A 25,548-nucleotide genomic window follows, 5' to 3' on the forward strand; every position below is an offset into this window, starting at 1 on the left:
TTCAGTGTCCGGCTTTCCATTGCCGAGGACTCAGCCCGGTCTTGCGCCGAAACGCCCGGGCCAGCGCCGACGGACTTTCGTAACCGACCTCTTCGGCAATCAACGCAATCGGCCGGCCTTCGCGCAGGCGTTTCTGCGCAAGACTGACGCGCCAGCTCAGCAGATAATCGGCCGGCGTCTGCCCGACCACCCGGCGAAACTGCTCGGCAAAACCGGCGCGGGACTGGTTCGCCGCCGCCGCGAGATCGGCCACACTCCAAGGCTTGTGCGGCTGCTCATGGATCAGGTTCAAAGCGCGAGACAAGCGCGGGTCAGCCAGCCCGGCCATCATGCCCGGTTGCTGATCTCGAAAGCCGATGAGATGGCGCAGCAACAGAATCACCAGCAATTCGAACAGGCGATCCATCACCGCCACGCGCCCGCAATGCCCTTCAAAGGCTTCATTGAACAGCCAGTCAAGGGTGCTGCGCAGTTCCGGGATGTCGGTGAGCTTCAATACCAGATAGTCGGGTAGCGCGGCGGCCAGGGCATTGCCCGAGCCACCGTCGAAGGTCAGCGAGGCACAGACAATCTGACTGGCCATGGCTTCGTCGGCAAACATCCGATGGGTAAACGGCCGGGGAAAGAAAATCAGTGACGGTTCGTCCAGACGGATCTCCCGCTCGTTGCCCGGTTTGAGCAGCAACGCCCCGGCTTGCAGAACATGCACGTGCCCGACCGGCTCGCCTTCGTGAACGCTCACGCCGCAAAACGCGCCGCTATGAAAGGTGCCGGCGTTCACGCCGAAATGACTGAGTAATGTGGAAAGGCGATCCATGGCTGACTCCCGAAGGCATATCTGGACGATCTGCCGCATATCCTCGACGATTTGCCGCCAAAGCGCCATTGGCAGCCCCTAAGATCTCTCCATCGCCGCTGCACTTCGCTGCGGAATTTCGGAGAATCACCATGAGCCGCATCCCCGCTATCAGCCTCGACACCGCCACCGATGCCACCCGTCCTGCACTGGAAGGCGTGAAGAAAAAAATCGGCTTCCTGCCCAACGTCTTCACTACCCTCGCCCAAGCGCCAGTTGCATTCGACACTTACCTGCAAGCTTCGGCGATCCTCGGCAAGACCTCGCTCAGCGCCCAGGAAAAAGAAGCCGTCTACCTCGCCACTTCGCAAGTAAACGGCTGCGACTACTGCCTGTCCGCACACACAATGTTCGCCGGCAAGGCCGGGCTCTCGCCACAGGACATCGTCGCGGCCCGTCACGGCGAACTGAATGCCTACGCCGCCCTCGCCCGCCAACTGACCGAAACCCGTGGCCACTTGAGCGATGAACAATTGGCCGCTGCCCGCGCTGCCGGTATCGATGACCGCAAGATCATCGAAGTGATTGCCCTAGTGGCCGTGCAGACATTGACCAACTACCTGAACAACACGGCGTTGACCGACATTGATTTCCCGACCGTCGAGGCCTGAGCAGTCGCTCACGAACTGAAGAAAAATCCGCTGGCGAAAAGATGCTCTTTTCGCCAGCGCTGTTTTTTGCTGCCATGATGTAGGTCAGAATAATTCGCAGCGCAAACAGTGTCTGGTGCGCTGAAACCAAACACCCTGCGCGCAGGTCTTTGTTCTCAGACAAATGCCCGGAAAGATACGAACCCCATGACAGACTGGTTGCAAGACAACGGCGAGATGGCCGGGCAGATCCGCCGTCACGACTGGGCGAATTCGCCCCTCGGCCCGTTGGAACACTGGCCCGATGTACTCAAGACCACTGTCTCGCTCAGTCTCGCGTCGCATTTCCCTCAGGCGATCGTCTGGGGTCCGCAACTGATCACCCTTTATAACGACGCCTTCGTGCCGATTCTCGGCGACAAGCCGCATGCGCTGGGACGTCCTTTCAGCGACATCTGGAAAGAAGCCTGGCATGAGATCAGCCCGATAGCCGAGGCGGCCTATGCCGGCCAAGCCACCTACATCGAAAACTTTGCCCTGAAGATCGAACGCGGCAACGGTCCGGAGCAGGCGTTCTTCACTTTCTGCTACAGCCCGATTCGTGACTCGCTGGGCAATGTCGTCGGCATGCTCGACACGGTCACCGAGACCACCCAGACCGTTTATCTCAACCAACGCCTGGCCGTCCTCGATGCCATCGGCGAAGCGGTGACCAATGCCACCGATGCGCAAGCAATCCTGGCGGCGAGCACCCGGCTGATGGTCGAGCAGTTGCAATTGTCCAACTGCGCGTACGCCGACATGGATGCCGACGAGGACGGCTTCACCATTCGCGGCGACTATGCGGCACCGGGTTCGCCAAGCATCGTCGGCCACTACCGCCTGCGCGATTTCGGTGAGAAGGCAGTGACTCTGCTGCGCGCCGGGGAACCGCTGGTCATCCATGACAACCGCAGCGAGCTACCACCGGAAGAGTCGGCGACCTTTCAGGCCATCGGTATTACCGCGACCATTTGTGTACCACTGATCAAGCAGGGCCGTCTGACCGCATTGATGGCCGTCCACGACAAAGTGCCGCGGGTCTGGTCGCAATTTGAGCAGGCATTGATGAGCGAAGTGACCGAACGGTGCTGGGCGCACATCGAGCGGGTGCGCGCCGATGCCAATGTGCGTGAAGGCCTGCTGGCTCTGGCTGAGCTCAACGCCACGCTGGAGCAACGGGTCGAAGAGCGCAGCTTGCGCCTGGCCCAGGCCGAGTCGGCGTTGCGCCAGTCGCAGAAGCTCGAAGCCATCGGCCAATTGACCGGCGGCGTCGCCCACGACTTCAACAATCTGCTGACGATCATTCGTTCGTCGGTGGATTTTCTGCGCCAGCCCAACCTGCCGGAAGAACGCCGTCAGCGCTACATGCGCGCGGTGTCCGACACCGTCGAGCGCGCCTCCAAGCTGACCAGCCAGTTGCTCGCCTTCGCCCGCCGCCAGCCGCTCAATCCGCAGGTAGTCGACGCCGGCGAACGTTTGGCAAACATCGGCGAGATGCTCGAATCGGTCACCGGCGCGCAGATTCACGTGTGCGTCGAACGCCCGGATCACCCCTGCTACATCCGTGTCGACCTCAGTCAGTTCGAAACCGCGTTGATCAACATTGCGCTTAACGCCCGCGACGCCATGAATGGTCAAGGTGAGCTGAAATTGCGCCTGGAGTGCCACAAAGCGCTGCCGCCGATTCGCGGTCACGCCGGGTCCAGCAGCCATTTCGTGTCGATTGCCCTGGCCGACACCGGTGCCGGCATCGACGCACACACCCTCGAGCACATCTTCGAACCGTTCTTTACCACCAAGGCTGTCGGCAAAGGCACGGGGCTGGGGCTGTCGCAGGTGTTCGGCTTCGCCAAGCAATCGGGCGGCAACGTCGATGTTTCCAGCGTCCTTGGACAAGGCACCGAGTTCACCTTGTATTTGCCGCAAGTGCCGGCGGACGAGGCTGAACAGGACAACACTGAGGACGATGGCGAGGTGCAGCCGGCCTGCGAAAAACGCCGGGTACTGGTGGTCGAGGACAATCTCGATGTTGGTCGTTTTGCCAACCAGATCCTCCAGGATCTGGGCTATGAAACCGCATGGGCAACCAACGCTGAAGAAGCCCTGCAGTTGGCGGGCGGCGATGCCAGCGCGTTCGATGCGGTGTTTTCCGACGTGGTCATGCCGGGCATCACCGGCGTCGCGTTGGCCGGGAGCTGCGCCAGCGCCGCCCCGATCTACCGGTGATTCTGACCTCCGGCTACAGCGAAGAACTGGCCCGCAGCGGTTACGAAGGTTTCGAGTTTCTCGCCAAGCCCTACTCCGCCGAACAGGTCTCACGGATTCTCGGCAAGACCTGGCTCAAGGACGCAAAACCAGCGGCGTCAGTCGTGATCGACGCCGGCGCGCTTGAGTAATTTCTTGCAGCGTTCCGACAGATGAAACACCTGTAAATGCTTGCCAGCCTTGGCGTAGCGTTCACGCAGGGTTTTCAACGCGGCAATCGCCGAGTAATCGACAAAGCTCAGGTGTCGGCAGTCGAGAGTGACTTTCGCCGGATCGTTGGCCGGATCGAACTGATTGAGAAACGGCGTGGTCGAGGCAAAGAACAGCGTGCCGTGCAGGCGATAGAGCTTGCTGCCGTCGGCCTCCAGGTGTTCATCGGCGTACAGTTCGCGCGCCTGCTGCCAGGCGAAGTTGAGCGCGGCGATGATGATCCCGCACAGCACGGCCGTGGCCAGATCGGTGAACACGGTGATGGTGGTCACGGCGATGATCACCAGCACATCGTGCAGCGGCACCTTGTTGATCACCCGCAACGACGCCCAGGCGAACGTCTGCTGAGATACCACAAACATCACCCCCACCAGTGCGGCCAGCGGAATACGCTCGATCAGCGGCGACAGAAACAGAATGAACAACAGAATCAGCACACCGGCAACCACGCCGGACAAGCGCCCGCGCCCGCCGGAGCTGAGGTTGATCACGGTCTGCCCGATCATTGCGCAACCGCCCATGCCGCCGAACGCACCGGACACCATGTTGGCCGCGCCGAGCGCCACGCACTCACGATCCGGATAGCCACGGGTCTCGGTGATTTCGTCGGTCAGGTTCAGTGTCAGCAAGGTTTCCAGCAGTCCGACCATCGCCATCAGGATTGCGTACGGGGCGATGATGCGCAGCGTTTCCAGGCTCCATGGAATGTCTGGCATGGCGAAAGTCGGCAGACCGCCGGCAATGTGCGCCATGTCGCCGAGGGTGCGGGTCGGCAGGCCGAACAGGTAAACCAGCAGGCCGACGCCAAGGATCGCCACCAGGGCCGGCGGCACTGCTTTGGTCAGGCGCGGCAGGATGTAAACGATGGCCATGGTCAATAGCACCAGCCCGGTCATCAGATACAGCGGCGTACCGCTGAGCCAGTGCTCGCCGCTTTTGAAGTGCTCCAGTTGCGCCAGGGCAATGATGATCGCCAGGCCGTTGACGAAACCGAGCATCACCGGATGCGGCACCATGCGCACCAGTTTGCCCAAGCGCAACAGCCCGAACGCCATCATGATCAGACCGCCGAGCAGCACCGTTGCCAGCAGATATTGCACGCCGTGTTGCACCACCAGCGCGACGATCACCACCGCCATCGAGCCCGCCGCGCCGGAAACCATGCCCGGCCGGCCGCCAAACAACGCTGTCAGCGTGCAAATGATGAAAGCGCCATACAGGCCCATCAGCGGATTGAGATGCGCGACCAGGGCGAAAGCAATGCATTCGGGCAACAGGGCGAACGAGGTGGTGAGTCCGGCGAGGACATCGGCGCGCAGACGAATCGGTTTCATGGCTTACCTGACTGAGCGGCCGCTGGGCACGGCTGCTGTTTTCGCGAAAAAAGAGGGAGGCGAATGTTACGGAATTGTTCGGCCTCGGGCCAGTGAAACGCTGACATGGAGTGGCGCGGGCCTTATCCTTGCAGGCTTGTCCATCGAATCGAGTCGCAGCATGTCAGCGTTTTTGTCCGCCCGGGATGTGTGTCAGCGTCTGCGCGAAGCTGCGCTGGGCGTGCTTGCGTTCGAAGTCTGCGAGGTAATGTCCCAGTCCGGGCTGATTGCCGTTTACATCGAGGGCTGGCATCTGCTGTTGGACTTCGCCGACGGACATTTGCATCACTGTGAATACGCGCGCAACTGCGCCGGGGATGAAGCGACGCTGGACACTTGGCAGCGTTATGGCACGGACCCGGTGAGTCTGCTCAGCACATGGGAACTGGCGCAGATCGAGCGGTTGCTGTGTGAGGCGGATGGAGATGTGGCTCAGGGCATCATTTCCAGAACCAGTGACGACTGATTTTCTTGCATGCGGTCATACCAGCCCTGCAGCACATCGGGCAACCGCTTCTTCCACTTCGCCACGTTGGTGTAGTACCGCAGATGTTCATGGCCCTGATCATCGTAGCTTTTGAAGATCAGCCAGACCTGTGCGTCTGCAGCACTCATCAGAATGCCGATGCCGCCGAGACCGCGCATCCACATTTCTACAACCTGAGCATCGGCCACATCTTTTGAGTCTTCGCCGACCTGCAAGGAACCGGAGGTCTCTACCAGTTTCTGGTAGTCGGTCTTGAGCAGCGAACGCAGTACCTGATCTTCTGCGGGTGTGCGAGCCAGACCCAGGCTGAGCAGATCGTAATCCAGCTTCAGCGGTTGTTCGGAGGCGACATACCGACCGGCGTAATACACGCCCATGCCACCGCCGCAGTCGGAATCCGCACCGGTTTGCGTGACGTTCAGTACGCCATTGATGGGCGTGAAGGCGAGTTTGCAGGCGTCCTCGGCGTACAGGGCTGTTCCATCCTTGAGTATGGCAACGCCGGTCAAGTCTCCGGAATTGGCGCCCTCGCCTGCTGAGATATCGATGGCGATATGCGTGGCATCACGACGTTGGGTGATAAGGGTCGCGGAGGTCGAGGTGCCGGGCGGGATCAATTGCCAAGTGGCGTCCCAACTGAACGGTTGGACGGCGTGTCCGAGTTCGCTGAGGCGCATCAGATATTCACGACGCAGACACGCACTCTGGGCACCGCAAGCGTTGCGGTGTTTCAGCCACTGGCGTTGGTCGGATTTCAGAGTTTTGGGATCAGCAACTTTGCCCAGCGTGTTCCGCCATTGCGTGGCGAGCTTGTCGTCGAGGCTCGAGAGGTAGGGATCAGTGCAGATGGCTTTTTCGGTTTTGCTGGTGGCACTGGTGCAATCGAAACTGCTGGCGTGAGCGGTGCAGGCAATGACGAGAGAGGCCAGCGCCACGGCGTGACGCAGGTAGATAGCGAACATGAGAGATTCCATTCTTCGGGCGGCGGGGATTATGCCAGTGCTGCTGCCGTAAATCGCTGTTGTCGTAGAGCCTGCTCACCCAAGGAGCGAGCCTGCTCGCGAAGGCGGTATATCAGTCGGTTTGATCTTGGCTGTCATAGCGCTTTCGCGAGCAGGCTCGCTCCCACAGGGGTTATGTGTGAGTTCAGAAGGTGATTTGGGCTGCGGGTTTGACGTCGATTCGTGCCACGGAACTGGTCAGGGCGGCGAAGTCCTTGTTGTGTTGGGCAATGATGTCTTCAGCGCTCATGTTGCCGTTATCGACCGTCGAATGCGCATCCCGCGCGACGACGATGTCGTAGCCCAGTGAATGCGCGCTGCGCACCGTGGCGTTGACGCAATAATCGGTCTGCAGACCGCAGATGATCAGACGTTCGAAGTCTTCGCTGGGCAGCAGCTTGCCGAGATCGGTCTGGTAGAAAGAATCCCCGGTAGTCTTGCCTACACGCAGGTCTTTCGTCGAAGTCAGCAAACCTTCGGCCAGTTGCCAACCGTCCGCGCCATGCACGAACGGGCCGTCCTTTTCTTCGTGCTGAATCAACACCACCGGAACGCCAGCTGTGCGGGCGCGTTGGCTGAGATCATTGATCGTGGCGATCACGCGGTCGATTTCAAAACACTGATATTCACCAGCACACAGCGCTTGCTGGACGTCGATGATCAGTAATGCGGTGGTCATGTCGAGCCTTCCTTGATCAGTCCTTGAGATGGGGCGGACCTGAGCCCGCCCCTTTTTACTCCGCTCAGTAACCCAGTGACAAGCCGGTATTACGCCGTGGATCATTGGCGCCGTAGAAGCGATTCTTGCCAACCGGTTTGCCGTCCAGTGACGGCGCGCCGACCAGAATCGCGGCGATGTGGTTGGGATCCTGCGGGCCGGCAAACTTGTGGCCCCAGCTCTCGAGGAGCTTTTTCGTATCCGGGCTGGCGGCGAAGTCTTCGAGGTTGGTTTCCTCCGGCATCCACTGCTGATGGAAGCGCGGCGCGTCGACCGCTTCCTGCAGCCCCATGCCGTAATCGATCACATTGAGCATGGTCAGCAAGGTCGCGGTGATGATCCGGCTACCACCCGGCGTGCCGACCACCATCACCACTTTGCCATCCTTGGTGACGATGGTCGGACTCATTGACGACAGCGGCGCCTTGCCCGGTGCGATGGCATTGGCCTCACCCTGGACCAGCCCGTACATGTTCGGCACGCCGACCTTGGAGGTGAAGTCGTCCATTTCGTCGTTGAGGATCACCCCGGTCTTGCTCGCCATCACGCCAGCGCCGAACCAGTCATTAAGGGTGTAGGTGACCGAAACGGCATTGCCCCACTTGTCGACGATCGAATAGTGCGTGGTGTTGCTGCCTTCATGCGGCGCTAAACCGGGTTTGAGCTCAGCCGACACGCCGGCCTTTTGCGGCTGGATGGCGTTGCGCAGTTTGGTCGCATAGTTCTTGTCCAGCAGGTGCTCGATCGGATTCTTCACGAAATCCGGATCGCCGAGGTAGCTGTTGCGATCAACGTACGCGTGGCGCATCGCTTCGATCTGGTAGTGCATGCCCTGAGCGGAATGGAAGCCCAGGTCCTTCATCGGATAGCCTTCGAGGATATTCATGATCTGGCAGATCACCACCCCGCCGGAGCTGGGCGGTGGCGCCGAGACTACGTGATAGCCGCGATAATCGCATTCCACCGGGGCCAGTTCGCGAGTCTTGTATTTGTCCAGGTCGGCCTGGCTGATGATGCCTTTGTTGGCCTGGCTGGAAGTGACAATGGCATCGGCGACCCAACCTTTGTAGAAGCCGTCGGCGCCCTTCTCGGAAATCGTCCGCAGGGTTTTCGCCAGATCCTTCTGCACCAGTTTCTGCCCGACCTGCATCGGCTCGCCGTTGCTGAGGAAGATCGAGCCGGAATCGCGCATGTCCTTCTTGAACACATCCGTCGCGTATTCGAGCAGCTCGACATCGCCCTGCTGCAGCTCGAAACCGTCTTCGGCCAGTTTGATCGCCGGGGCAATCATGTCCTTGCGCTGTTTGGTGCCATATTTGCTCAGCGCCAGCTCCATGCCGGACACGGTTCCCGGCACCCCGACGGCCAGATGGCCGCGCGTGCTCAGTTCCGGAATGACGTTACCGTCCTTGTCCAGATACATGTTGGCGGTCGCTGCCAGCGGGGCTTTCTCGCGGAAGTCGAGAAAGGTCTTGCGTCCGTCCGCCAGTTGAATGGTCATGAACCCGCCACCGCCAAGATTGCCCGCAGCCGGATAGACCACCGCCAGCGCATAGCCCACGGCCACTGCCGCATCCACGGCATTGCCGCCGTTTTTCAACACATCGACGCCGACATGGGTCGCCAGATGTTGCGCGGTGACCACCATGCCGTTTTCCGCCGCCACCGGCGCCACTGATGCCGCGTGAGCCATGAGACAGCTGAGCGCCAGGGAGGTCGCAATGAGCGATCTGGCCAAAGGTTCGTACTTCATGAGTCGATCTCTTTTTGTTTTTGGGGACTGCGCAAAACGCAGGGCAGCGCTTCAGGAGCAACAAGCAGTATGGCCGGCTTTGCGTATTGCGCCTCCCCGTTCAGCCAGTATGCTGAGCCATCGCAGCCGTTGGCAGCTCCTGCCCGAATCAAGCGAAGAGGTTATTCATCGCTGCGTACTGCAACAGCATGATGGTCTTGGCATCGCAGATCTCGCCGCGTTGAAACGCTGCCAGTGCCTCAGCGAATTGCCACTCGAGCACTTCCAGTTCTTCGGTTTCCTCTTCCAGCCCACCACCGTCGCTGACTTTGGACGCGGCGTCGTATTCGGCGATAAAAAAGTGCAGCTTCTCCGTCACCGAGCCGGGGCTCATATACGCCTCGAATACTTTCTTCACGTCATGCACGCGATAACCGGTTTCCTCCTCGGCTTCGTCACGAATGCGTTGCTCCGGCGCGGCACCTTCCAGCAACCCCGCCGCCACCTCGATCAACAATCCATCGTGGCCGTTGACGAACACCGGCAAACGAAACTGGCGGGTCAGCACCACCGTGCGCTTTTCGCGGTTGAACAGCAGAATCGCCGCGCCGTTGCCCCGGTCGTATACCTCGCGGGTCTGGCGCTGCCATTCGCCGTTGTTGCGGTGGTAATCGAAAGTGATTTTCTTCAACAGATACCAGTCGTGGGACAACACCTGAGTGTCGACGATGTTGACCCGTTCGGCTGTGTTGGACATCGCGTCTGATCCTGTTTTCATGGGGGACTGCCATGGTCGGACAATTGCGCCGACAAAAAAAGCCCGGCAGCGCTACCGGGCTCGTTCAGCCTGGGTTGTTACTGGAAGTCGACGTCGAAGGCCTGGTAGAAGGCGTTGCCGGTGTTGGCGACGATCCACATCAGCACAATGACGTGATGACCCTTCTTGTTCGTCGGCAGTTGCACTTGGTGATCAACCTTGGCCTTCAATTCGCCGGCATGGCTGTAATACGGCACTTGCGGGTAGAAGTCTTCGAAGAACGGCTGGGTTTCGAGCTGCGCACGGCTGATGCGTTGCTGTGGATCCCAGCCGTCTTTGGTGATCAGCCAGCGATAACCACGGGTGGTGTGCGGCGCGGTGTACGCCCAGCTGACCTCGAGAATCTGCCCCGGATCGACATTAAGCAGCGGCCAGTTGAATGAACGGCCGAGCTTCTTGCTCATCTCGTCGTCGGTGTAATTGACGCAATCGCGGGCATCGGTCTTGCCGCCGCTGAGAATGTAGCCATCGGCCGGCGGCGCGACGCTGTCCGAGTCGGTCTCGAAGGGTTGCGGGAACGGCCCGGCATTCACGGCCGGAAAGTTTTTGCCGCCCTCCATTTCATTGACTTGCCAAGCGCCGAGCAAGCCGAGGTCAATGGCCACTGCGCCGCGACTTGCTGGCGAGATGACACGACCGTGTTTGAGTTGGGTTTGTGGGATTGCCTGATTCATCATGTTCACTCCGTTGATTTGAGAACTCTCCTTCCCGAGGAGAGGCCTTCAAGCTAACGGAGGTGAATTTTTTGTCCATTGGCGCTTTTGTCGCAATTCGATTTTGCAGGACGTAAAAAACCCTAAAACACTGGATGGATAACCAGCTCAAGTCGACACGTCGCACTCAACGTGTAGCTGAACACCTACACGCCGAGTCGCCTTTGGTCATTCAGACAGTTGCGCCTGATACTCCTTTTCGTACTGCCCGGCGAGTTGCGTTTTCTGTTTATCGTCGAGCAGTTTGCCGGCCATTTGGAAGAACTTGTGCTCTTCTTCCTCGAGGTGATGATGAACCTTGTCGGAGAGCTTCTTGGCCGTGGCCAGCCACGCCGGACTGGACATTTCGGTCTCGTCGAGTTCTTCCATCATTTCGTCCATTTCGTGGTGCTCGGCGATGGCGTGGCGGCTCAGGTCAACGCCTTCGTCGATTTCCATCAACGGAATGTAGAAGTGCCGCTCTTCAGCGGTTTCATGCGCTTGCAGTTCTGCTTTTAGCTGCTTGTAGGCCTCGACGCGCTCAGGGCTGTCGCCGCTGGTCGCGATCAGAGCCTTGGCGTAGGTGCGCTGGCGCTCGTGGCTTTCGCGCAGGGCTTCAAAAATATTCACGGGATTTCCTCATCAATCGCGCTCAGGGAAAGACGCGATAAAAGCCTAGACCGCAACGCTGGTTTGACGGTTCCGCTTGTTCGATCGAAGGGCTTGGAGGCGTTTGCCCGGACGGGTTAGGCTGGGCGTTCAATTACACAAGGAAGTCATGCATGAATTTGCGTATCGAGTTGACGGACAATCCTACCGAGGAACAGCGTCAGGCCATTCTCCAACCGTTGATTGAATACAACGATGCGAAGACCGGCATATCGAAAACCGAGCCGTTCGCCTTGATGGTAAAAGATGAGTATGGCGCGATACTGGGCGGGTTGTACGGGCGAGTGACTTTGCGCTGGATGTTCATCGATTTGCTGTCAGTACCGGAACAAAGTCGCGGACTGGGGATTGGTTCCCGGTTAATGGCACAGGCAGAAGCATTGGCCGAAGACAGGAACTGCTACGGAATCTGGCTCGACACCTTCGATTTTCAGGCGCCGGAGTTCTACAAGAAGCTGGGCTTCAGCCAGTTCGGTGAGATCGTAGACTATCCACCAGGGCACAAGCGGCATTTTTTCCAGAAGCGGCTGATCGACTGACTGTGTCGCCCTTTGCGCGAGCAGGCTCGCTCCCACACTGGAAAGCATTCAACCTGTGGGAGCGAGCCTGCTCGCGACAGCGCCAGCCGCCTCGACACACAATCAGAGGCAGGTCGCCATCGCCGCCATCCGCCGCATCGCGACAAAATCACTCTTCTGCGCGTAGTAGTTCAAGGTCGTGCCGGACGCTTCGGTGATCACATCGACAAACGACTCCGCTGAACGCGTGTAGACCGTCGTGCCGCCAGACTCGCGCGGCTCCAGATAGGCCGCCGCGTCCACGCCGAAAACCGCTTCGTCCTGCCAGGCGAATTGCACGCACCGGGCGACGTCTTTCTCCGGCTTGTCCGAGGTCAGGACCTTGTCAGGGCTCCGGGTGCGAGCATCGTTCATCACCGAACCGGCGCACCCGGCCAACAGGGCCGCCGCCAGCACTACCATCAGCATTCGCATTGCATTTGCTCATCGAGAAAAAAGCGAACTGTAGCACTGCAACGCGGCAAATCGTTCTGCTTTACTGTTTTTATGCGCGACACGCGTGAGCAGCTGCGGCACTCTGAGATCTTCAGCCACACAAGGACATTACATGGCGCCTAGCGACCAACGACATGAACACGCCCTGAAACTGTTTCTCGATGCGCGCCCCGAACTGCGCGAGACCCTCGACCATCTCAACCCGCTGTTGGCTCAGGCCAAGGGTGAAACCCAGGCGCAGTACCGCGAAGAACGCTTGCATGAAGCATTCGAGGCTGAGGCGGAAAGCCAGGGGTTGTTTGCCTGGGAGCTGACGTTGCAGCTGACCGCTGATTCACCGGAGGACTATCAGGCGCAACGCCTGGAAGTGCATCGGGAAGTGGCGGAAATGGCGGGGATGGACTGGATCGAGTATTGCGATCTTTACGGCATCACCCCGTAATCGATGTAGGAGCTGCCGAAGGCTGCGATCTTTTGATTTTGCTCTTCAAGATCAAAAGATCGCACCCTTCGGCAGCTCCTACAAAGGTATCTGCGTAAAACTCGGGTTTCGCGGCACGAGCGATAAAGCTTTATCATGGCCGCAGTTTCGCTGATCGAGTCCATCATGAAGTTCGCCATCGCGCTGTTTTCCGCCGCCCATGCGCCCTCCTCGCGCCGTGCCCTGCTGTTTGCCCAGGCCGCGCTGGCCGGCGGCCATGAGATTGTCCGGCTGTTCTTCTATCAGGACGGCGTGTTCAACGCCTCCGATGCAGTGGTGACGCCGCAGGATGAACAGGATTTGCCCAAGCAATGGCGCGCCTTCATCAACGAAAAGCAACTGGATGGGGTGGTCTGCATCGCCGCCGCTCTGCGCCGTGGCGTGTTGAACGAAGAAGAATCCAAGCGTTACCAGCGTGAAGCGATTTCGCTGAGCGCGCCGTGGGAATTGTCCGGTCTGGGTCAATTGCACGATGCCGTGCAGGACGCTGACCGTCTCATCTGTTTCGGAGGCGCTTGAACATGGCCAAATCGCTGTTGATCATCAGCCGCCAATCGCCATGGTCCGGCCCCGGTGCGCGGGAAGCGCTGGATATCGTGCTCGCCGGTGGCGCCTTTGATCTGCCGATCGGTTTGCTGTTTCTCGATGACGGCGTGCTGCAACTGGCCGCCGGGCAGAACGCCAAGGCCTTGCAGCAGAAAGACCTCAGCGCCAATCTGCAGGCGCTGCCGATGTTTGGTGTCGAAGAGCTGTTCTATTGCGCCGAAAGCGCCAATGCTCGCGGTCTTGGCAACCTGTCGCTGGACGAGGCGCAGCCGCTTGCTGCTGACCACATCACCGCCCTTATTGACCGTTACGATCAGGTGATCACCCTCTGATGTCGACTTTGCATGTGTTGTCTCATTCCCCGTTCGCCGACGATCGTCTGAGCAGTTGCCTGCGCCTGCTCGGCAGCGCCGATGCGGTATTGTTGTCCGGCGATGCGGTGTATGCGCTGCAACCGGACACTGTGCCGTTCTCAACCCTTCAAGAGCGAGCAATCAGACTGTTTGTATTGATTGAGGACGCACAGGCGCGTGCGATCGAGATTCCAGACTGGGCCGAGGCCATCGACTACCCGGCGTTCGTCGAACTGTCGATCCATCACGCCAAGGTCAACAGCTGGCTATGAATTCAATGACCGTCGGCGCCCGCGCCATCGAACTGGACAAGGACGGCTTTCTCGTTGACCTCAGCGACTGGTCGGCTGAAGTCGCCAGCGCCCTCGCCGCCGCCGAAGACATCGAGTTGACGCCTGAACACTGGGAAGTCCTCGAGCTGCTGCGCAGCTTCTACGCCGAATTCCAGCTATCGCCGGCCACGCGGCCGCTGATCAAGTACACCGCGTTGAAACTCGGCGCGGACAAAGGCAACAGCCTGCACCTGAACCGACTGTTCAAAGGCACCCCTGCCAAACTCGCCGCGAAACTGGCGGGCCTGCCCAAACCGACGAATTGCCTATGAACGACTTTCCAGCATTGACCCTCGAAACGCCTGCCGAGCACCCGTTCGCGCAATTCGTGCGCATTCTCGGCAAGGGCAAGCGCGGCGCCCGCGACCTGACGCGCGAGGAAGCCCGCGAGGCCATGGGCATGGTGCTCGATGACAAGGTCGAAGATACGCAACTGGGTGCCTTCCTGATGTTGCTGCGCCACAAGGAAGAAAGTGCCGAGGAAATGGCCGGTTTCACCGAAGCCCTGCGCGCACGCTTGCAGGCGCCGTCGCTGAATGTCGACCTGGATTGGCCGACCTACGCCGGCAAAAAACGCCATCTGCCGTGGTATCTGCTGGCAGCCAAATGCCTGGCGCAAAACGGCGTGCGGATCTTCATGCACGGCGGCGGCGCGCACACGGCCGGGCGTCTGTACAGCGAACAACTGCTGGGCGAATTGAACATTCCCCTGTGCCGTGATTGGCAGCAGGTCGGCACGGCACTGGACAACGGCGGCCTGGCCTTTATGCCGCTAGGGGACTGGGCGCCGCAACTGCAGAAGATGATCGACCTGCGCAACACCTTGGGCCTGCGGTCGCCGATCCACTCGCTGGCGCGGATTCTCAATCCGTTGGGCGCACGCTGCGGCCTGCAAAGCATTTTTCACCCGGGTTACCAGGCGGTGCATCGCGATGCCAGCGGCTTGCTCGGCGACACGGTAATCGTAGTCAAGGGCGATGGCGGTGAAATCGAGATCAACCCCGACGCCACCAGCCACCTGTATGGCACCAGCGGCGGTCAGAGCTGGGATGAAGAATGGCCGCAGCTGTCAGCGCAGCGCCACGTCAAACCCGCCTCGCTGGACATCGACCACTTGAAAACCGTGTGGCGTGGCGATGTGGTCGACAGTTACCCGCAAATGGCCTTGATTGCGACCATGGCCCTCGCCCTGCGCGGTCTCGGTCAGAATCGCGAACAGGCCTTCGCAACTGCCGAGCAGTATTGGGCGGCGCGCAACACATCGATCTAACCGATTATTAGCGCCCGATCTTTGCGCTTTTTGTTCGAACTCATCGGAATAGACTCGACTCCAACGAATATTGGTTTTGGGAGTCTTGATCATGGGTTTACTCGTCGACGGCCACTGGCAGGACAAGTGGTACGAAAGCAGCAAGGACGGCGCGTTCCAGCGCGAACAAGCGCAACGCCGCAACTGGGTGACCGCCGATGGTCAGCCAGGCCCCAGCGGTGAAGGCGGTTTCGCCGCCGAAGCCGGACGCTATCACCTCTACGTTTCCCTCGCCTGCCCTTGGGCGCATCGCACGCTGATTCTGCGCAAACTGAAAGGCCTGGAAAGTCTGATCGACGTGTCGGTGGTCAGCTGGCTGATGCTGGAAAACGGCTGGACTTTCGACAAAGCGCTCGGCTCGACCGGCGACAAGCTCGACGGCTTCGACTTCATGCATCAGCGCTACACCGCTGAAACGCCTGACTACACCGGGCGCGTGACGGTGCCAGTGTTGTGGGACAAGAAACTCAAGCGCATCGTCAGCAATGAATCGGCGGAAATCATCCGCATGTTCAACAGCGCCTTCGACGGGATCACTGGCAACGATCTGGACTTCTACCCGGCGCCGCTACGCAACGAGATCGATGCGCTGAACGAGCGGATCTACCCGGCGGTGAACAACGGTGTCTATCGTGCCGGATTCGCCACTTCGCAGCAGGCCTACGAACAGGCATTCGATGAAGTCTTCGCCGAACTGGATCATCTGGAGCAACTGCTGGGTGCCAATCGCTACCTGAGCGGGGAATACCTGACCGAGGCCGATGTGCGTTTGTTCACCACGATGATTCGTTTCGACGCGGTGTACCACGGACACTTCAAGTGCAACCTGCGGCGGATTGCCGACTACCCGAACCTGTCGAACTGGCTGCGCGAGATGTATCAGTGGCCGGGGATTGCCGAGACGGTGGATTTTCAGCACATCAAGCATCACTACTATGGCAGCCACAAGACCATCAACCCGACCGGCGTGGTGCCGAAGGGGCCGCAGCAGGATTTCAGCGTGGCGCATGATCGCGAGCGGTTGATCGGGAAAGGGGTTTGGCGCCGGGGTTGAAATTCGAGCAGCTCTTAAGGGCGCCATCGCTGGCAAGCCAGCTCCCACAAAGTCTTGTGTAATGCTGAAGATTGCAGCTTTGACACAATACCTGTGGGAGCTGGCTTGCCAGCGATTGGGGCGACGCGGTGTTTAGACCTGCGCCCCTTCGAACCATGCCAGCTTCTCGCGCAGTTGCACTACTTCGCCGACGATCACCAGGGTCGGCGCATGCACTTCATGCTCCGCCACCATTCGCGGCAGATCCGCCAGCGTTCCGGTGAAAACCCGCTGATTGACTGTAGTGCCCTGCTGAATCAACGCCGCCGGGGTATCCGCCGCGCGACCATGCTTGATCAACTGCTCGCAGATGATCGGCAGGCCCACCAGGCCCATGTAGAACACCAGCGTCTGCGCCGGAGCCACCAGGTCAGCCCATGGCAGATCGGTGGAACCATCCTTCAAGTGGCCAGTGACAAACCGCACGGACTGCGCATGGTCACGGTGGGTCAGGGGAATCCCCGCATAAGCGGCGCAACCGCTGGCCGCCGTGATGCCTGGCACCACCTGGAATGGAATACCGTGGGCCGCCAGTTCTTCGATCTCTTCGCCACCGCGGCCGAAGATAAACGGATCGCCGCCCTTCAACCGCACCACACGCTTGCCAGCCTTGGCCAGATCGACCAGTTGCTGGTTGATCTGATCCTGCGGCACGGCGTGTTCGGAGCGACGCTTGCCGACATACACCCGCTCGGCATCGCGACGGCACAACTCGAGAATCGCCGGTGCCACCAGGCGGTCATAGAGCACCACATCGGCTTGCTGCATCAGGCGCAGTGCGCGGAAGGTCAACAGATCCGGATCACCGGGGCCGGCACCGACCAGATAAACCTCGCCAGTGGTGACCATGGGCTCGCCATCGACCTTGGCCTGCAACAGGCGCTCGGCTTCAGCGCCCTGCCCGGCCAGTTGACGATCGGCAATCGGGCCCTGGAAAACGTCTTCCCAGAAGCCGCGACGCTGCTGAACATCCGGAAACAGGTTTTTCACCTGATTGCGAAAACGCGCAGCCAATCCAGCCAACTGACCGTAAGTGGAAGGAATCCAGGTTTCGATTTTCGCGCGGATCAGGCGCGCCAGTACCGGCGCATCGCCGCCGCTGGACACGGCGATGATCAACGGCGAGCGATCGACGATCGCCGGGAAGATCACGCTGCACAAGGCCGGCGCATCGACCACGTTGACCGGCACGCAACGGCGGTGGGCGTCGGTGGAGACTTGCGCGTTGAGCGTTTCGTCGTCGGTAGCGGCAATGATCAGCCCGCAACCGTCCAGATCCGTTTCGGCGTAACCGCGCAACAGGCATTCACCGCCGCTGGCAGCGACCAGTTCGGCCAGTTGCGTTTCGATTTCAGGTGCGACCACCCGCAGCAGCGCACCGGCATCGGCCAGCAGGCGGGATTTGCGCAAGGCAATTTCCCCCCCACCGACAACCAACACACGACTGCCGCGCAGGTTGTGAAACAGCGGCAGATATTTCATTTAGCCGATGACCTCAAGGCCACCCATGTACGGCTTCAGCACGTCCGGCACACGGATCGAACCGTCGGCCTGCTGGTAGTTTTCCAGTACCGCAACCAGAGTACGACCGACCGCCAGACCAGAGCCGTTCAAGGTGTGCACCAGCTCAGGCTTGCCGGTTTCCGGGTTACGGAAACGCGCCTGCATGCGACGCGCCTGGAAGTCACCGCAGTTGGAGCACGAGGAGATTTCGCGGTATTTGTCCTGGCTCGGAATCCACACTTCGAGGTCGTAGGTCTTGACGGCGCTGAAGCCCATGTCGCCGGTGCACAGCGCCAGGGTGCGGTAAGGCAGGCCGAGCAGTTGCAGAACCTTTTCGGCGTTGGCAGTCAGGCTTTCCAGCGCTTCCATCGATTGCGACGGCTCGACGACCTGGACCATTTCGACTTTGTCGAACTGGTGCTGGCGGATCATGCCACGCGTGTCGCGACCCGACGCGCCGGCTTCGCTGCGGAAGCATGGGGTGTGGGCGACAAACTTGATCGGCAACAACTTCGAATCGACGATTTCGCCGGCAACGATGTTGGTCAGCGACACTTCGGCGGTTGGAATCAGGTACAGATCAGCTTCGCCTTCGCGGGCAATCTTGAACAGATCTTCTTCGAACTTCGGCAGCTGGCCGGTACCTTGCAGCGCCGGAGCCTGAACCAGATAAGGCGTGTAAGCCTCTTCGTAGCCATGTTCGGTGACATGCAGGTTGATCATGAACTGCGCCAGTGCGCGATGCAGACGCGCGATCGGGCCGCGCAGCAAGGCGAAACGAGCACCGGACAGCTTGGCGGCGGTTTCGAAGTCCAGCCAGCCGAACTTCTCGCCGAGGGCGACGTGGTCTTTCACTTCGAAATCGAACTGAGTCGGGGTGCCCCAACGGCGTACTTCGACGTTGTCGTCTTCGTCCTTGCCGACCGGAACCGATTCGTGCGGCAGGTTGGGGATACCGAGCAGGATCGAATCGAGTTCGGTCTGGATCGCGTCCAGCTCAACCTTGCCAGCGCTCAACTCGCCTGCCATGCGCTCGACGTCCGCCATCAGCGGCGCGATGTCTTCGCCGCGCTGCTTGGCCTGCCCGATGGATTTGGAACGCGCGTTACGCTCAGCCTGCAGTGCTTCGGTGCGGGTCTGGACGGTCTTGCGCTGTTCTTCCAGCGCTTCGATGCGCGCGGTGTCCAGGGCAAAGCCACGGGAAGCCAGGCGGTCCGCTACGTCCTGAAGGTTGCTACGTAACAGTTTGGAATCGAGCATGTCGGTTTCTCGTTATCAAAGTTTGGTCAGGGACAGGCCGGCCCACGTCGCGAGCAGCCCGCCGAATACGCTGAGTGCGGCGTAGCCCAGGGCCAGCAACACTTGCCCGCTTTCCAGCAGGCGCACCGTATCCAGTGAAAAGGATGAAAAAGTCGTCAGCCCCCCGAGGAAGCCGACCATCAACCCGGCGCGCACCTCGATCGGCATCTCCGGGCGTATCAGAAACAGGCCGTACAACACGCCAATCAGCAGGCAGCCCACGATATTAACGGCCAGCGTCGCGGTATAGAAGTGCCGCGGCCAATTGGCGCTGACCCAATTACCCGTGGCGAAGCGCAACAAGGTGCCGGCAACACCGCCGACCGACACTGCGAGTATCAATGGAACCACTATTTTCTCCGCTGCCGAGGGCTCAGACGATCGAGTTGAGCGAGGTGATTGAGTTTTTCGCCGATCTTCAACTCCAGGCCGCGGGGCACGGGCTGATAGAACGGAATCGGCTCGAGTTCTTCCGGAAAATAGTCTTCACCGGCAGCATAAGCATCCGGTTCATCATGGGCATAGCGGTATTCGTCGCCGTAACCCAATTGCTTCATCAGCTTGGTCGGTGCATTGCGCAGGTGCAGCGGGACTTCCAGCGAGCCGTTCTCAGCCGCTGCGCGCAGCGCGGTTTTGAAGCCCATGTACACCGCATTGCTTTTCGGTGCGCAGGCCAGATAAGTAATGGCCTGGGCGACTGCCAATTCGCCCTCAGGGCTGCCGAGACGCTCCTGCACCTCCCATGCCGCCAGGCACAGGCTCAGCGCACGCGGGTCGGCGTTGCCAATGTCTTCGCTGGCCATGCGCACCACGCGCCGGGCCAGATACAGCGGATCACAGCCGCCGTCGATCATCCGCGCAAACCAGTACAGCGCGCCGTCGGGATTGGAGCCGCGCACGGATTTGTGCAGCGCCGAGATCTGGTCGTAGAACGCTTCACCGCCCTTGTCGAACCGCCGGCGCGTATCGCCGAGCAGACTTTGCAGCAGCTCGATGCCGATTTCGCTGTTGTCTTCTGCCAGATCAGAGGCGTTTTCCAGCAAATTGAGCAGACGCCGGCCATCGCCATCCGCGGCCGACAGCAACATCTGGAAGCCTTCATCGCTCAGGGTCAGGTTGCGCTTGCCCAGGCCGCGCTCTTCGGTGAGTGCGCGGTGGACCAGTTTGCGCAAGGCCGCTTCGTCGAGGCTTTTCAGCACGTAGACGCGGGCCCGAGACAATAAGGCGTTGTTCAGTTCGAACGAAGGGTTTTCGGTGGTGGCGCCGATGAAGATCAGCGTGCCGTCTTCAACGTAGGGCAGAAACGCGTCCTGCTGCGACTTGTTGAAGCGGTGCACTTCATCGACAAACAGGATCGTGCGCTTGCCGTACTGGCCGGCCTGCTGCTTGGCAATTTCAACGGCCTGACGGATTTCCTTGACCCCGGCGAGCACCGCCGAGACCGTTTCGAAGTGCGCATCGGAGACTTCTGCGAGCAAGCGCGCCAGGGTGGTCTTGCCCACGCCCGGCGGTCCCCAGAAGATCATCGAATGCAGCGCGCCCTGCTCCAGCGCCTCACGCAAAGGCTTGCCGCGAGCGAGCACGTGTTCCTGACCGACGTACTCATCCAGATTGGCCGCACGCAGACGGGCGGCCAAGGGTTGGGCAATCGGTGCACTGCGAAACAGATCCATCACGTAGCGTTGAAACCTCTGATTTTCTGAAATCTGCTGAAGTACCTGTGGTGAGGGGACTTATCCCCGTTGGGCTGCGAAGCGGCCCCAAAAGCGACGACTGCTGCGCAGCCGGACGGGGATAAATCCCCTCGCCACAATAGCCCCTCAATGACAGGCCCTCACCACAAAGGCCCTGACACAAAGGGCCGGTGTTTATTCCTGGATAACGTCGGCACCTTTGGGAATGTCGAATTTGAACTTGGACGCAGGCACCGCTTCGTTGGCCTTGACCCCGGTAAACAGGATATTGGTGCGCTGGCCGACGCTGTCAATCAGTTGCATGTCATTGAGCAGGCCATTGCGGAACGACAGGCGCAGATTGTCGAACAGGGTGTCCTTGGTTTTCGGCTTGAGGGTGAAGTCGATGACACCGCCCGCCTCTTTTGCGCTGATATCGAAGCTCTGGCTGATCTTCGAGACATCGCCGGACAACAGCAAGGCCGGCGTCTGGGTCAGACGCTCATCGAGCTTCTTGATGGTTGCCTGCTCCAGATCCGGGTCCCACAGGGTGACTTTCTTGCCATCGGAGACCATGGTCTGCTCGGCCGGCGCATTGGTGTGCCAGTAGAACAGGCCCGGACGCTGCAGGGTCATGTTGCCGGTGGTTTCCTGCAACTGGGTGCCGCTGCCATCGAGGGTCAACTGCGAAAAGTTTGCCGACAGGGTTTTCGATGTTTCGAGCAATTGGGTCAGACGCGCCACGTCCTTTTCATCGGCGTGGGCCGTGAGTGTGGTCAGCGCCAGTACTGGCAACAGCATGCGGATAAGGCGCATGAGAGTCCTCTTGAATACTCGTGGGAGAGCGAGTGGCGCGTCATTGCGCCACTCGAGTCGTTGCGTTTCAGTCGCGTACCGGGCCAGGGGCCAGGACTTCACGCGAACCGTTGGTGTTCATTGAGGTAACGACGCCGGCCATTTCCATCGCCTCGATCATACGCGCGGCGCGGTTGTAGCCGATCTTCAGCTTGCGCTGCACAGCGGAAATCGACGCACGACGACTTTCGAGGACGAACTGCACCGCTTCGTCATACAGCGCGTCGGCTTCCGGATCATCACCGTCGCCACCACCGCTGCTGCCTTCAAAGCCGCTGCCCGCCTCTTCGACACCGTTGAGAATGTCGTCGTTGTACTCAGGCGCACCGCGCAATTTCCAGGCCTCGACCACGCGGTGAACCTCATCGTCGGAGACGAACGCGCCGTGAACCCGGATCGGCAAACTGGTGCCGGGCGGCATGTAGAGCATGTCACCGTGACCGAGCAGTTGCTCGGCGCCACCCTGGTCGATGATGGTTCGCGAATCGATCTTGCTCGATACCTGAAACGCCATACGTGTCGGGATGTTGGCTTTGATCAGACCAGTGATCACGTCCACCGACGGGCGCTGGGTCGCAAGAATCAAGTGAATCCCCGCCGCACGCGCCTTTTGCGCAATACGCGCGATCAGTTCTTCAACCTTCTTGCCGACGATCATCATCATGTCGGCGAATTCGTCCACCACTACGACGATCGTCGGCAGTTTCTGCAGCAGCGGCGCCTCGTCATGAATGCTTTCGCGCTTGTACAGCGGATCGCTCAACGGCTCGCCGGCATCCTGGGCTTCCTTGACCTTGGCGTTGAAGCCGGACAGGTTACGCACGCCCATTTTCGCCATCAGCTTGTAGCGACGCTCCATCTCGGCAACGCTCCAGCGCAAGGCGTTGGCAGCGTCCTTCATGTCGGTCACAACCGGGCAGAGCAGGTGCGGAATGCCTTCGTAGATCGACAGCTCAAGCATTTTCGGGTCGATCATGATCAGCTTGGCGTCGTCAGGCCCGGACTTGAACAGGATCGACAGGATCATCGCGTTCACGCCCACGGACTTACCGGAACCGGTGGTACCGGCCACCAGCAGGTGCGGCATCTTCGCCAGGTCGGTGATGACCGGCTTGCCGCCGATATCGTGACCGAGCGCCAGGGTGACCGGGGATTTGAAGTTGTCGTACTCGGGGGTCGACAGCACCTCGGAGAAACGTACGATCTGGCGGTCTTCGTTGGGAATCTCGATACCGACAGTGGTCTTGCCCGGAATCACCTCGACCACCCGCACACTGGTCACCGCCAGCGAACGCGCCAGGTCTTTGGCCAGGTTGGCGATGCGGCTGACTTTTACCCCGGCGGCAGGCTGGATTTCGTATCGGGTAATCACTGGACCCGGATGGATCGAATCAACGGTGACTTCGACGCCGAATTCCTTGAGCTTGATTTCCAGCAAGTGGCCGACTGCTGCCAAGGACTCAGGCGAATAGTTGAGCTGTTTCTTTTCCGCAGGATCAAGAATCGAGATCGGCGGCAAGGTGCCTTCGACCGCGCTGTCGACGAACAACGGCGCCTGCTTCTCTTTCTGCACGCGCTTGCTCGGCTCCGGCGCCTTGGCCGGTGCCGGCGCGATCACCGGTGGCACCTGCTTCTCGCGGTCGGACATGTGCTTGCTCAACGCTTGCTCACGCTCGATCAGGCGTTCCTTGACCTTGGCCTGTTCGCGTTTGTCGGTGACAGTCGGTGCGACCACATCGTGGACGCGGTCATCAACCTCACGCAGTTGCGCAACCAGTTGCTTGCGTTCAGTGCGCGCCGACCACCAGCGGTTGAGCGCGCCCTGGAACAGCTCGAACAGATCGAGGGTGATCTTGCCGGTGACGTCCATCACCTTGAACCACGACAGGTCGGTGAATACGGTCAGGCCGAACAGGAACAGAGCGATGAACAACAGCGTGCTGCCCTGGATGTTCAGCGCATTCTTCGCCAGATCGCCAAGGCTTTCGCCCAAGGCACCGCCAGCACCGGCCGGCAGACCGGTCGCGGCATGGAAATGAATGTGCGCCAGCGCAGCACCGGAGAGCACGAGGAATACCAGGCCGATCAGACGCCAGGAAAACAGCCAGCCGCTCCACTGCCATGGTTCGTGGCGTTGACGGAAGATCTGGTACGCCTTGACCGCCAGCAGCAACGGAAAGATATAGGCGAAGTAACCGAGCACCATGAACAGGATATCGGCGCTGTACGAGCCGGCCGGGCCGCCGAAGTTCTGCACATCGTCGATCTTGCTGTTATGGCTCCACCCCGGATCGTCCTTGCCGTAGGTCAGCAAAGCCATCATCAGGAACAGGCACAAAGCGCCAATGGCGATCAATGCACCTTCCTTGAGCCGGTAGTGCAGTTGCTGGCGCCAGAGCGGAACGACTGTTTTGGGTGCTTCGGTGGTCTTCTTCAAAACGCTTCTTTTCCTGCGCCCGAGGCGCGTCCATCTATTGAATGACGATAAAAAACTGCCCAATCCAGGCAGGTAAAAAAGGTGAAAAGCTCAACTGGGACTACTTTTAACACTGTGCCACTGGTTTTATAAACACAGCCATAAACACTGTGCGCAGCGTATAGCCTGTCACAACCCGGCATTGTACGGGTTTGTGCGTCCGATGCCATGTTTGAGACCCCAGCCTTGAGCATAGCCAAACGTACATGCACTGCGTTGCAATTGGAGCATGCATTGTCTTTTGTGACAAAGGCTTATGAGCTGTATTTGATGAACGTAGCGAACCTGGCCGGATCAGGCTCACAGGAATGCTCGACAGCATCGGTACGGTGACGCTTACGACCACGGGCGACACATCAAGTTGCAGCTCAATGCTCACTGCAGCAGACATCTGTGCAGGACAGCGGCGCCGTTTCGCGGCAAACTCTTTCGCGGGGCCTGCACGCCCCTGACTGCCCTCCCCTTCTGCAAGCCTGGATGCCATGCTGACTTGGTTACAACGTAACTCCCTGACCTTTCCGCCACTGGAAAAAGCCATGCGCGAGCCGAACGGATTGCTCGCCGCCGGCGGCGATCTTTCCGCCGATCGACTGATCCAGGCCTATCGCCATGGCTGCTTCCCCTGGTTCTCCGAGGGCCAGCCGATTCTCTGGTGGTCGCCAGACCCTCGCACCGTGCTGTTTCCCGACGAACTGCACGTCTCGCGCAGTCTCGGCAAGCTGCTGCGCAAGCAACGCTATCAAGTGACCTTCGATCAGGATTTCGACGCCGTCATCCGCGCCTGCGCTGCACCGCGTGATTACGCCGACGGCACCTGGATCACCGAGGCCATGCAGGATGCTTACGTAGAATTGCATCGGCGCGGTTTCGCGCATTCGGTTGAGGTCTGGGACGAGGGACAGCTGGTCGGCGGCCTGTACGGCCTGGCGATGGGCCAACTGTTTTTTGGCGAGTCGATGTTCAGCCGCGCTGACAACGCGTCCAAATATGGCTTTGCCACGCTGGTCCAGCATTTGAAAGCCGCCGGATTTGTGCTGATCGACTGCCAGATGCCGACCGATCACCTGCACAGCCTCGGTGCGCGGTCGATTCCGCGCGGCGAATTCGCCGACTATCTGCGGCGCCATCTAGATCAACCGAATTCAGCGACCTGGGTTTGCTGA

28 protein-coding genes are annotated in these 25,548 nt (G+C 59.9%); 13 read left to right on the forward strand and 15 right to left on the reverse strand.

Annotated elements, in window-relative coordinates; all coding sequences use genetic code 11:
• Position 1 precedes the first annotated feature (1 nt).
• On the reverse strand, positions 2-817 hold the full coding sequence (locus AB4O12_RS11170; protein ID WP_056788942.1) for an AraC family transcriptional regulator: 816 nt from the start codon (positions 815-817) through the stop codon (positions 2-4).
• A 131-nt stretch (positions 818-948) separates the two neighbouring features.
• Between AB4O12_RS11170 and AB4O12_RS11175 the strand changes: the two genes are divergently transcribed.
• From AB4O12_RS11175 to AB4O12_RS11185, 3 genes are all read left to right on the forward strand, one after another.
• Positions 949-1,467, forward strand: coding sequence for a carboxymuconolactone decarboxylase family protein (locus AB4O12_RS11175; RefSeq protein ID WP_095182048.1), 519 nt, complete (start codon positions 949-951; stop codon positions 1,465-1,467).
• A 186-nt stretch (positions 1,468-1,653) separates the two neighbouring features.
• Positions 1,654-3,714, forward strand: a complete 2,061-nt coding sequence (locus AB4O12_RS11180) for an ATP-binding protein (protein ID WP_460061931.1) — start codon at positions 1,654-1,656, stop codon at positions 3,712-3,714.
• Entirely contained in the window at positions 3,711-3,884 is a 174-nt protein-coding gene (locus tag AB4O12_RS11185) for a hypothetical protein (protein WP_460061933.1), read from the forward strand. The genes AB4O12_RS11180 and AB4O12_RS11185 overlap by 4 nt, the downstream gene beginning before the upstream one ends.
• On the opposite strand, the gene AB4O12_RS11190 is transcribed toward AB4O12_RS11185, so the two are convergent.
• A complete protein-coding gene (locus AB4O12_RS11190; RefSeq protein ID WP_041477048.1) occupies positions 3,852-5,297 on the reverse strand; it encodes a SulP family inorganic anion transporter in 1,446 nt (481 codons plus the stop codon). The two genes, AB4O12_RS11185 and AB4O12_RS11190, sit on opposite strands and share 33 nt — an antisense overlap.
• A gap of 160 nt (positions 5,298-5,457) precedes the next feature.
• Here AB4O12_RS11190 and AB4O12_RS11195 point away from each other — a divergent pair, with 160 nt between their 5' ends.
• The gene (locus tag AB4O12_RS11195) at positions 5,458-5,802 is read left to right on the forward strand and encodes a DUF7693 family protein (protein ID WP_252878503.1); all 345 of its coding nucleotides are present in this window, start codon (positions 5,458-5,460) and stop codon (positions 5,800-5,802) included.
• On the opposite strand, the gene AB4O12_RS11200 is transcribed toward AB4O12_RS11195, so the two are convergent.
• The 6 genes from AB4O12_RS11200 to AB4O12_RS11225 all read right to left on the reverse strand — a co-directional run bounded on the left by AB4O12_RS11200 (position 5,769) and on the right by AB4O12_RS11225 (position 11,413).
• Positions 5,769-6,785 carry a lysozyme inhibitor LprI family protein gene (locus tag AB4O12_RS11200; protein ID WP_460061937.1) on the reverse strand — a complete coding sequence of 339 codons (1,017 nt, stop codon included), beginning with the start codon at positions 6,783-6,785 and terminating at the stop codon, positions 5,769-5,771. The two genes, AB4O12_RS11195 and AB4O12_RS11200, sit on opposite strands and share 34 nt — an antisense overlap.
• A gap of 184 nt (positions 6,786-6,969) precedes the next feature.
• A complete protein-coding gene (locus AB4O12_RS11205; protein ID WP_460061940.1) occupies positions 6,970-7,503 on the reverse strand; it encodes a cysteine hydrolase family protein in 534 nt (177 codons plus the stop codon).
• Positions 7,504-7,567: 64 nt separating this feature from the next.
• Positions 7,568-9,295, reverse strand: coding sequence for a gamma-glutamyltransferase (gene ggt, locus AB4O12_RS11210; protein WP_460061943.1), 1,728 nt, complete (start codon positions 9,293-9,295; stop codon positions 7,568-7,570).
• Positions 9,296-9,443: 148 nt separating this feature from the next.
• Positions 9,444-10,031, reverse strand: a complete 588-nt coding sequence (locus AB4O12_RS11215) for an NUDIX domain-containing protein (protein WP_056788927.1) — start codon at positions 10,029-10,031, stop codon at positions 9,444-9,446.
• A 98-nt stretch (positions 10,032-10,129) separates the two neighbouring features.
• On the reverse strand, positions 10,130-10,765 hold the full coding sequence (locus tag AB4O12_RS11220) for a lytic polysaccharide monooxygenase auxiliary activity family 9 protein (protein WP_095182054.1): 636 nt from the start codon (positions 10,763-10,765) through the stop codon (positions 10,130-10,132).
• A 207-nt stretch (positions 10,766-10,972) separates the two neighbouring features.
• Positions 10,973-11,413, reverse strand: a complete 441-nt coding sequence (locus tag AB4O12_RS11225) for a hemerythrin domain-containing protein (RefSeq protein WP_016775257.1) — start codon at positions 11,411-11,413, stop codon at positions 10,973-10,975.
• 152 nt (positions 11,414-11,565) lie between these two features.
• Here AB4O12_RS11225 and AB4O12_RS11230 point away from each other — a divergent pair, with 152 nt between their 5' ends.
• A complete protein-coding gene (locus tag AB4O12_RS11230; RefSeq protein ID WP_252882278.1) occupies positions 11,566-11,991 on the forward strand; it encodes a GNAT family N-acetyltransferase in 426 nt (141 codons plus the stop codon).
• Positions 11,992-12,093: 102 nt separating this feature from the next.
• Here AB4O12_RS11230 and AB4O12_RS11235 read toward each other — a convergent pair whose 3' ends face one another.
• The gene (locus AB4O12_RS11235) at positions 12,094-12,444 is read right to left on the reverse strand and encodes a hypothetical protein (RefSeq protein ID WP_150634948.1); all 351 of its coding nucleotides are present in this window, start codon (positions 12,442-12,444) and stop codon (positions 12,094-12,096) included.
• 133 nt (positions 12,445-12,577) lie between these two features.
• Between AB4O12_RS11235 and AB4O12_RS11240 the strand changes: the two genes are divergently transcribed.
• The 7 genes from AB4O12_RS11240 to AB4O12_RS11270 all read left to right on the forward strand — a co-directional run bounded on the left by AB4O12_RS11240 (position 12,578) and on the right by AB4O12_RS11270 (position 16,540).
• Positions 12,578-12,907 carry a DUF6388 family protein gene (locus tag AB4O12_RS11240; RefSeq protein ID WP_041477057.1) on the forward strand — a complete coding sequence of 110 codons (330 nt, stop codon included), beginning with the start codon at positions 12,578-12,580 and terminating at the stop codon, positions 12,905-12,907.
• A 165-nt stretch (positions 12,908-13,072) separates the two neighbouring features.
• Entirely contained in the window at positions 13,073-13,465 is a 393-nt protein-coding gene (gene tusD / locus AB4O12_RS11245) for a sulfurtransferase complex subunit TusD (protein WP_150741136.1), read from the forward strand.
• Between the two features lie 2 nt (positions 13,466-13,467).
• On the forward strand, positions 13,468-13,824 hold the full coding sequence (gene tusC, locus AB4O12_RS11250; protein WP_095182056.1) for a sulfurtransferase complex subunit TusC: 357 nt from the start codon (positions 13,468-13,470) through the stop codon (positions 13,822-13,824).
• Entirely contained in the window at positions 13,824-14,117 is a 294-nt protein-coding gene (gene tusB / locus AB4O12_RS11255) for a sulfurtransferase complex subunit TusB (RefSeq protein ID WP_041477059.1), read from the forward strand. Before tusC ends, tusB begins: the two co-directional genes overlap by 1 nt.
• A complete protein-coding gene (locus AB4O12_RS11260; RefSeq protein ID WP_016770652.1) occupies positions 14,114-14,449 on the forward strand; it encodes a TusE/DsrC/DsvC family sulfur relay protein in 336 nt (111 codons plus the stop codon). The genes tusB and AB4O12_RS11260 overlap by 4 nt, the downstream gene beginning before the upstream one ends.
• On the forward strand, positions 14,446-15,447 hold the full coding sequence (locus AB4O12_RS11265; protein ID WP_460061952.1) for a glycosyl transferase family protein: 1,002 nt from the start codon (positions 14,446-14,448) through the stop codon (positions 15,445-15,447). The genes AB4O12_RS11260 and AB4O12_RS11265 overlap by 4 nt, the downstream gene beginning before the upstream one ends.
• 91 nt (positions 15,448-15,538) lie before the next feature.
• Positions 15,539-16,540 carry a glutathione S-transferase family protein gene (locus AB4O12_RS11270; RefSeq protein WP_073471294.1) on the forward strand — a complete coding sequence of 334 codons (1,002 nt, stop codon included), beginning with the start codon at positions 15,539-15,541 and terminating at the stop codon, positions 16,538-16,540.
• A gap of 132 nt (positions 16,541-16,672) precedes the next feature.
• Here the strand turns inward: AB4O12_RS11270 and cysG are convergent, their stop codons facing one another.
• The 6 genes from cysG to ftsK form a co-directional block, all read right to left on the reverse strand.
• The gene (cysG, locus tag AB4O12_RS11275) at positions 16,673-18,061 is read right to left on the reverse strand and encodes a siroheme synthase CysG (protein ID WP_460061954.1); all 1,389 of its coding nucleotides are present in this window, start codon (positions 18,059-18,061) and stop codon (positions 16,673-16,675) included.
• Positions 18,062-19,342 (reverse strand): serine--tRNA ligase, encoded by a 1,281-nt coding sequence (serS, locus tag AB4O12_RS11280; RefSeq protein ID WP_056788907.1) that lies wholly within the window; start codon positions 19,340-19,342, stop codon positions 18,062-18,064.
• 15 nt (positions 19,343-19,357) lie between these two features.
• Positions 19,358-19,732: a fluoride efflux transporter CrcB gene (gene crcB, locus AB4O12_RS11285; RefSeq protein WP_252884463.1), complete on the reverse strand. Its 375-nt coding sequence runs from the start codon at positions 19,730-19,732 to the stop codon at positions 19,358-19,360.
• Complete coding sequence (locus tag AB4O12_RS11290) at positions 19,732-21,054, reverse strand: replication-associated recombination protein A (protein ID WP_051600478.1); 1,323 nt, start codon at positions 21,052-21,054, stop codon at positions 19,732-19,734. The genes crcB and AB4O12_RS11290 overlap by 1 nt, the downstream gene beginning before the upstream one ends.
• 195 nt (positions 21,055-21,249) lie before the next feature.
• Complete coding sequence (lolA, locus tag AB4O12_RS11295) at positions 21,250-21,870, reverse strand: outer membrane lipoprotein chaperone LolA (protein ID WP_056788905.1); 621 nt, start codon at positions 21,868-21,870, stop codon at positions 21,250-21,252.
• Positions 21,871-21,937: 67 nt separating this feature from the next.
• Positions 21,938-24,346 (reverse strand): DNA translocase FtsK, encoded by a 2,409-nt coding sequence (gene ftsK, locus AB4O12_RS11300; protein ID WP_041477069.1) that lies wholly within the window; start codon positions 24,344-24,346, stop codon positions 21,938-21,940.
• A 521-nt stretch (positions 24,347-24,867) separates the two neighbouring features.
• On the opposite strand from ftsK, the gene aat reads away from it, so the two are divergent.
• Entirely contained in the window at positions 24,868-25,548 is a 681-nt protein-coding gene (aat, locus tag AB4O12_RS11305) for a leucyl/phenylalanyl-tRNA--protein transferase (protein ID WP_095182060.1), read from the forward strand.

This window comes from Pseudomonas sp. S2_A05, from assembly GCF_054668485.1.

Excerpts from the sequence above, each read along its gene's own strand:
- AB4O12_RS11170 (WP_056788942.1), bottom strand. The coding sequence starts at position 817 with ATGGATCGCCTTTCCACATTACTCAGTCATTTCGGCGTGAACGCCGGC.
- AB4O12_RS11175 (WP_095182048.1), top strand. The coding sequence starts at position 949 with ATGAGCCGCATCCCCGCTATCAGCCTCGACACCGCCACCGATGCCACC.
- AB4O12_RS11180 (WP_460061931.1), top strand. The coding sequence starts at position 1,654 with ATGACAGACTGGTTGCAAGACAACGGCGAGATGGCCGGGCAGATCCGC.
- AB4O12_RS11190 (WP_041477048.1), bottom strand. The coding sequence starts at position 5,297 with ATGAAACCGATTCGTCTGCGCGCCGATGTCCTCGCCGGACTCACCACC.
- AB4O12_RS11195 (WP_252878503.1), top strand. The coding sequence starts at position 5,458 with ATGTCAGCGTTTTTGTCCGCCCGGGATGTGTGTCAGCGTCTGCGCGAA.
- AB4O12_RS11200 (WP_460061937.1), bottom strand. The coding sequence starts at position 6,785 with ATGTTCGCTATCTACCTGCGTCACGCCGTGGCGCTGGCCTCTCTCGTC.
- AB4O12_RS11205 (WP_460061940.1), bottom strand. The coding sequence starts at position 7,503 with ATGACCACCGCATTACTGATCATCGACGTCCAGCAAGCGCTGTGTGCT.
- ggt (WP_460061943.1), bottom strand. The coding sequence starts at position 9,295 with ATGAAGTACGAACCTTTGGCCAGATCGCTCATTGCGACCTCCCTGGCG.
- AB4O12_RS11215 (WP_056788927.1), bottom strand. The coding sequence starts at position 10,031 with ATGTCCAACACAGCCGAACGGGTCAACATCGTCGACACTCAGGTGTTG.
- AB4O12_RS11220 (WP_095182054.1), bottom strand. The coding sequence starts at position 10,765 with ATGAATCAGGCAATCCCACAAACCCAACTCAAACACGGTCGTGTCATC.
- AB4O12_RS11230 (WP_252882278.1), top strand. The coding sequence starts at position 11,566 with ATGAATTTGCGTATCGAGTTGACGGACAATCCTACCGAGGAACAGCGT.
- AB4O12_RS11235 (WP_150634948.1), bottom strand. The coding sequence starts at position 12,444 with ATGCGAATGCTGATGGTAGTGCTGGCGGCGGCCCTGTTGGCCGGGTGC.
- AB4O12_RS11240 (WP_041477057.1), top strand. The coding sequence starts at position 12,578 with ATGGCGCCTAGCGACCAACGACATGAACACGCCCTGAAACTGTTTCTC.
- tusD (WP_150741136.1), top strand. The coding sequence starts at position 13,073 with ATGAAGTTCGCCATCGCGCTGTTTTCCGCCGCCCATGCGCCCTCCTCG.
- tusC (WP_095182056.1), top strand. The coding sequence starts at position 13,468 with ATGGCCAAATCGCTGTTGATCATCAGCCGCCAATCGCCATGGTCCGGC.
- tusB (WP_041477059.1), top strand. The coding sequence starts at position 13,824 with ATGTCGACTTTGCATGTGTTGTCTCATTCCCCGTTCGCCGACGATCGT.
- AB4O12_RS11260 (WP_016770652.1), top strand. The coding sequence starts at position 14,114 with ATGAATTCAATGACCGTCGGCGCCCGCGCCATCGAACTGGACAAGGAC.
- AB4O12_RS11265 (WP_460061952.1), top strand. The coding sequence starts at position 14,446 with ATGAACGACTTTCCAGCATTGACCCTCGAAACGCCTGCCGAGCACCCG.
- AB4O12_RS11270 (WP_073471294.1), top strand. The coding sequence starts at position 15,539 with ATGGGTTTACTCGTCGACGGCCACTGGCAGGACAAGTGGTACGAAAGC.
- cysG (WP_460061954.1), bottom strand. The coding sequence starts at position 18,061 with ATGAAATATCTGCCGCTGTTTCACAACCTGCGCGGCAGTCGTGTGTTG.
- serS (WP_056788907.1), bottom strand. The coding sequence starts at position 19,342 with ATGCTCGATTCCAAACTGTTACGTAGCAACCTTCAGGACGTAGCGGAC.
- AB4O12_RS11290 (WP_051600478.1), bottom strand. The coding sequence starts at position 21,054 with ATGGATCTGTTTCGCAGTGCACCGATTGCCCAACCCTTGGCCGCCCGT.
- lolA (WP_056788905.1), bottom strand. The coding sequence starts at position 21,870 with ATGCGCCTTATCCGCATGCTGTTGCCAGTACTGGCGCTGACCACACTC.
- aat (WP_095182060.1), top strand. The coding sequence starts at position 24,868 with ATGCTGACTTGGTTACAACGTAACTCCCTGACCTTTCCGCCACTGGAA.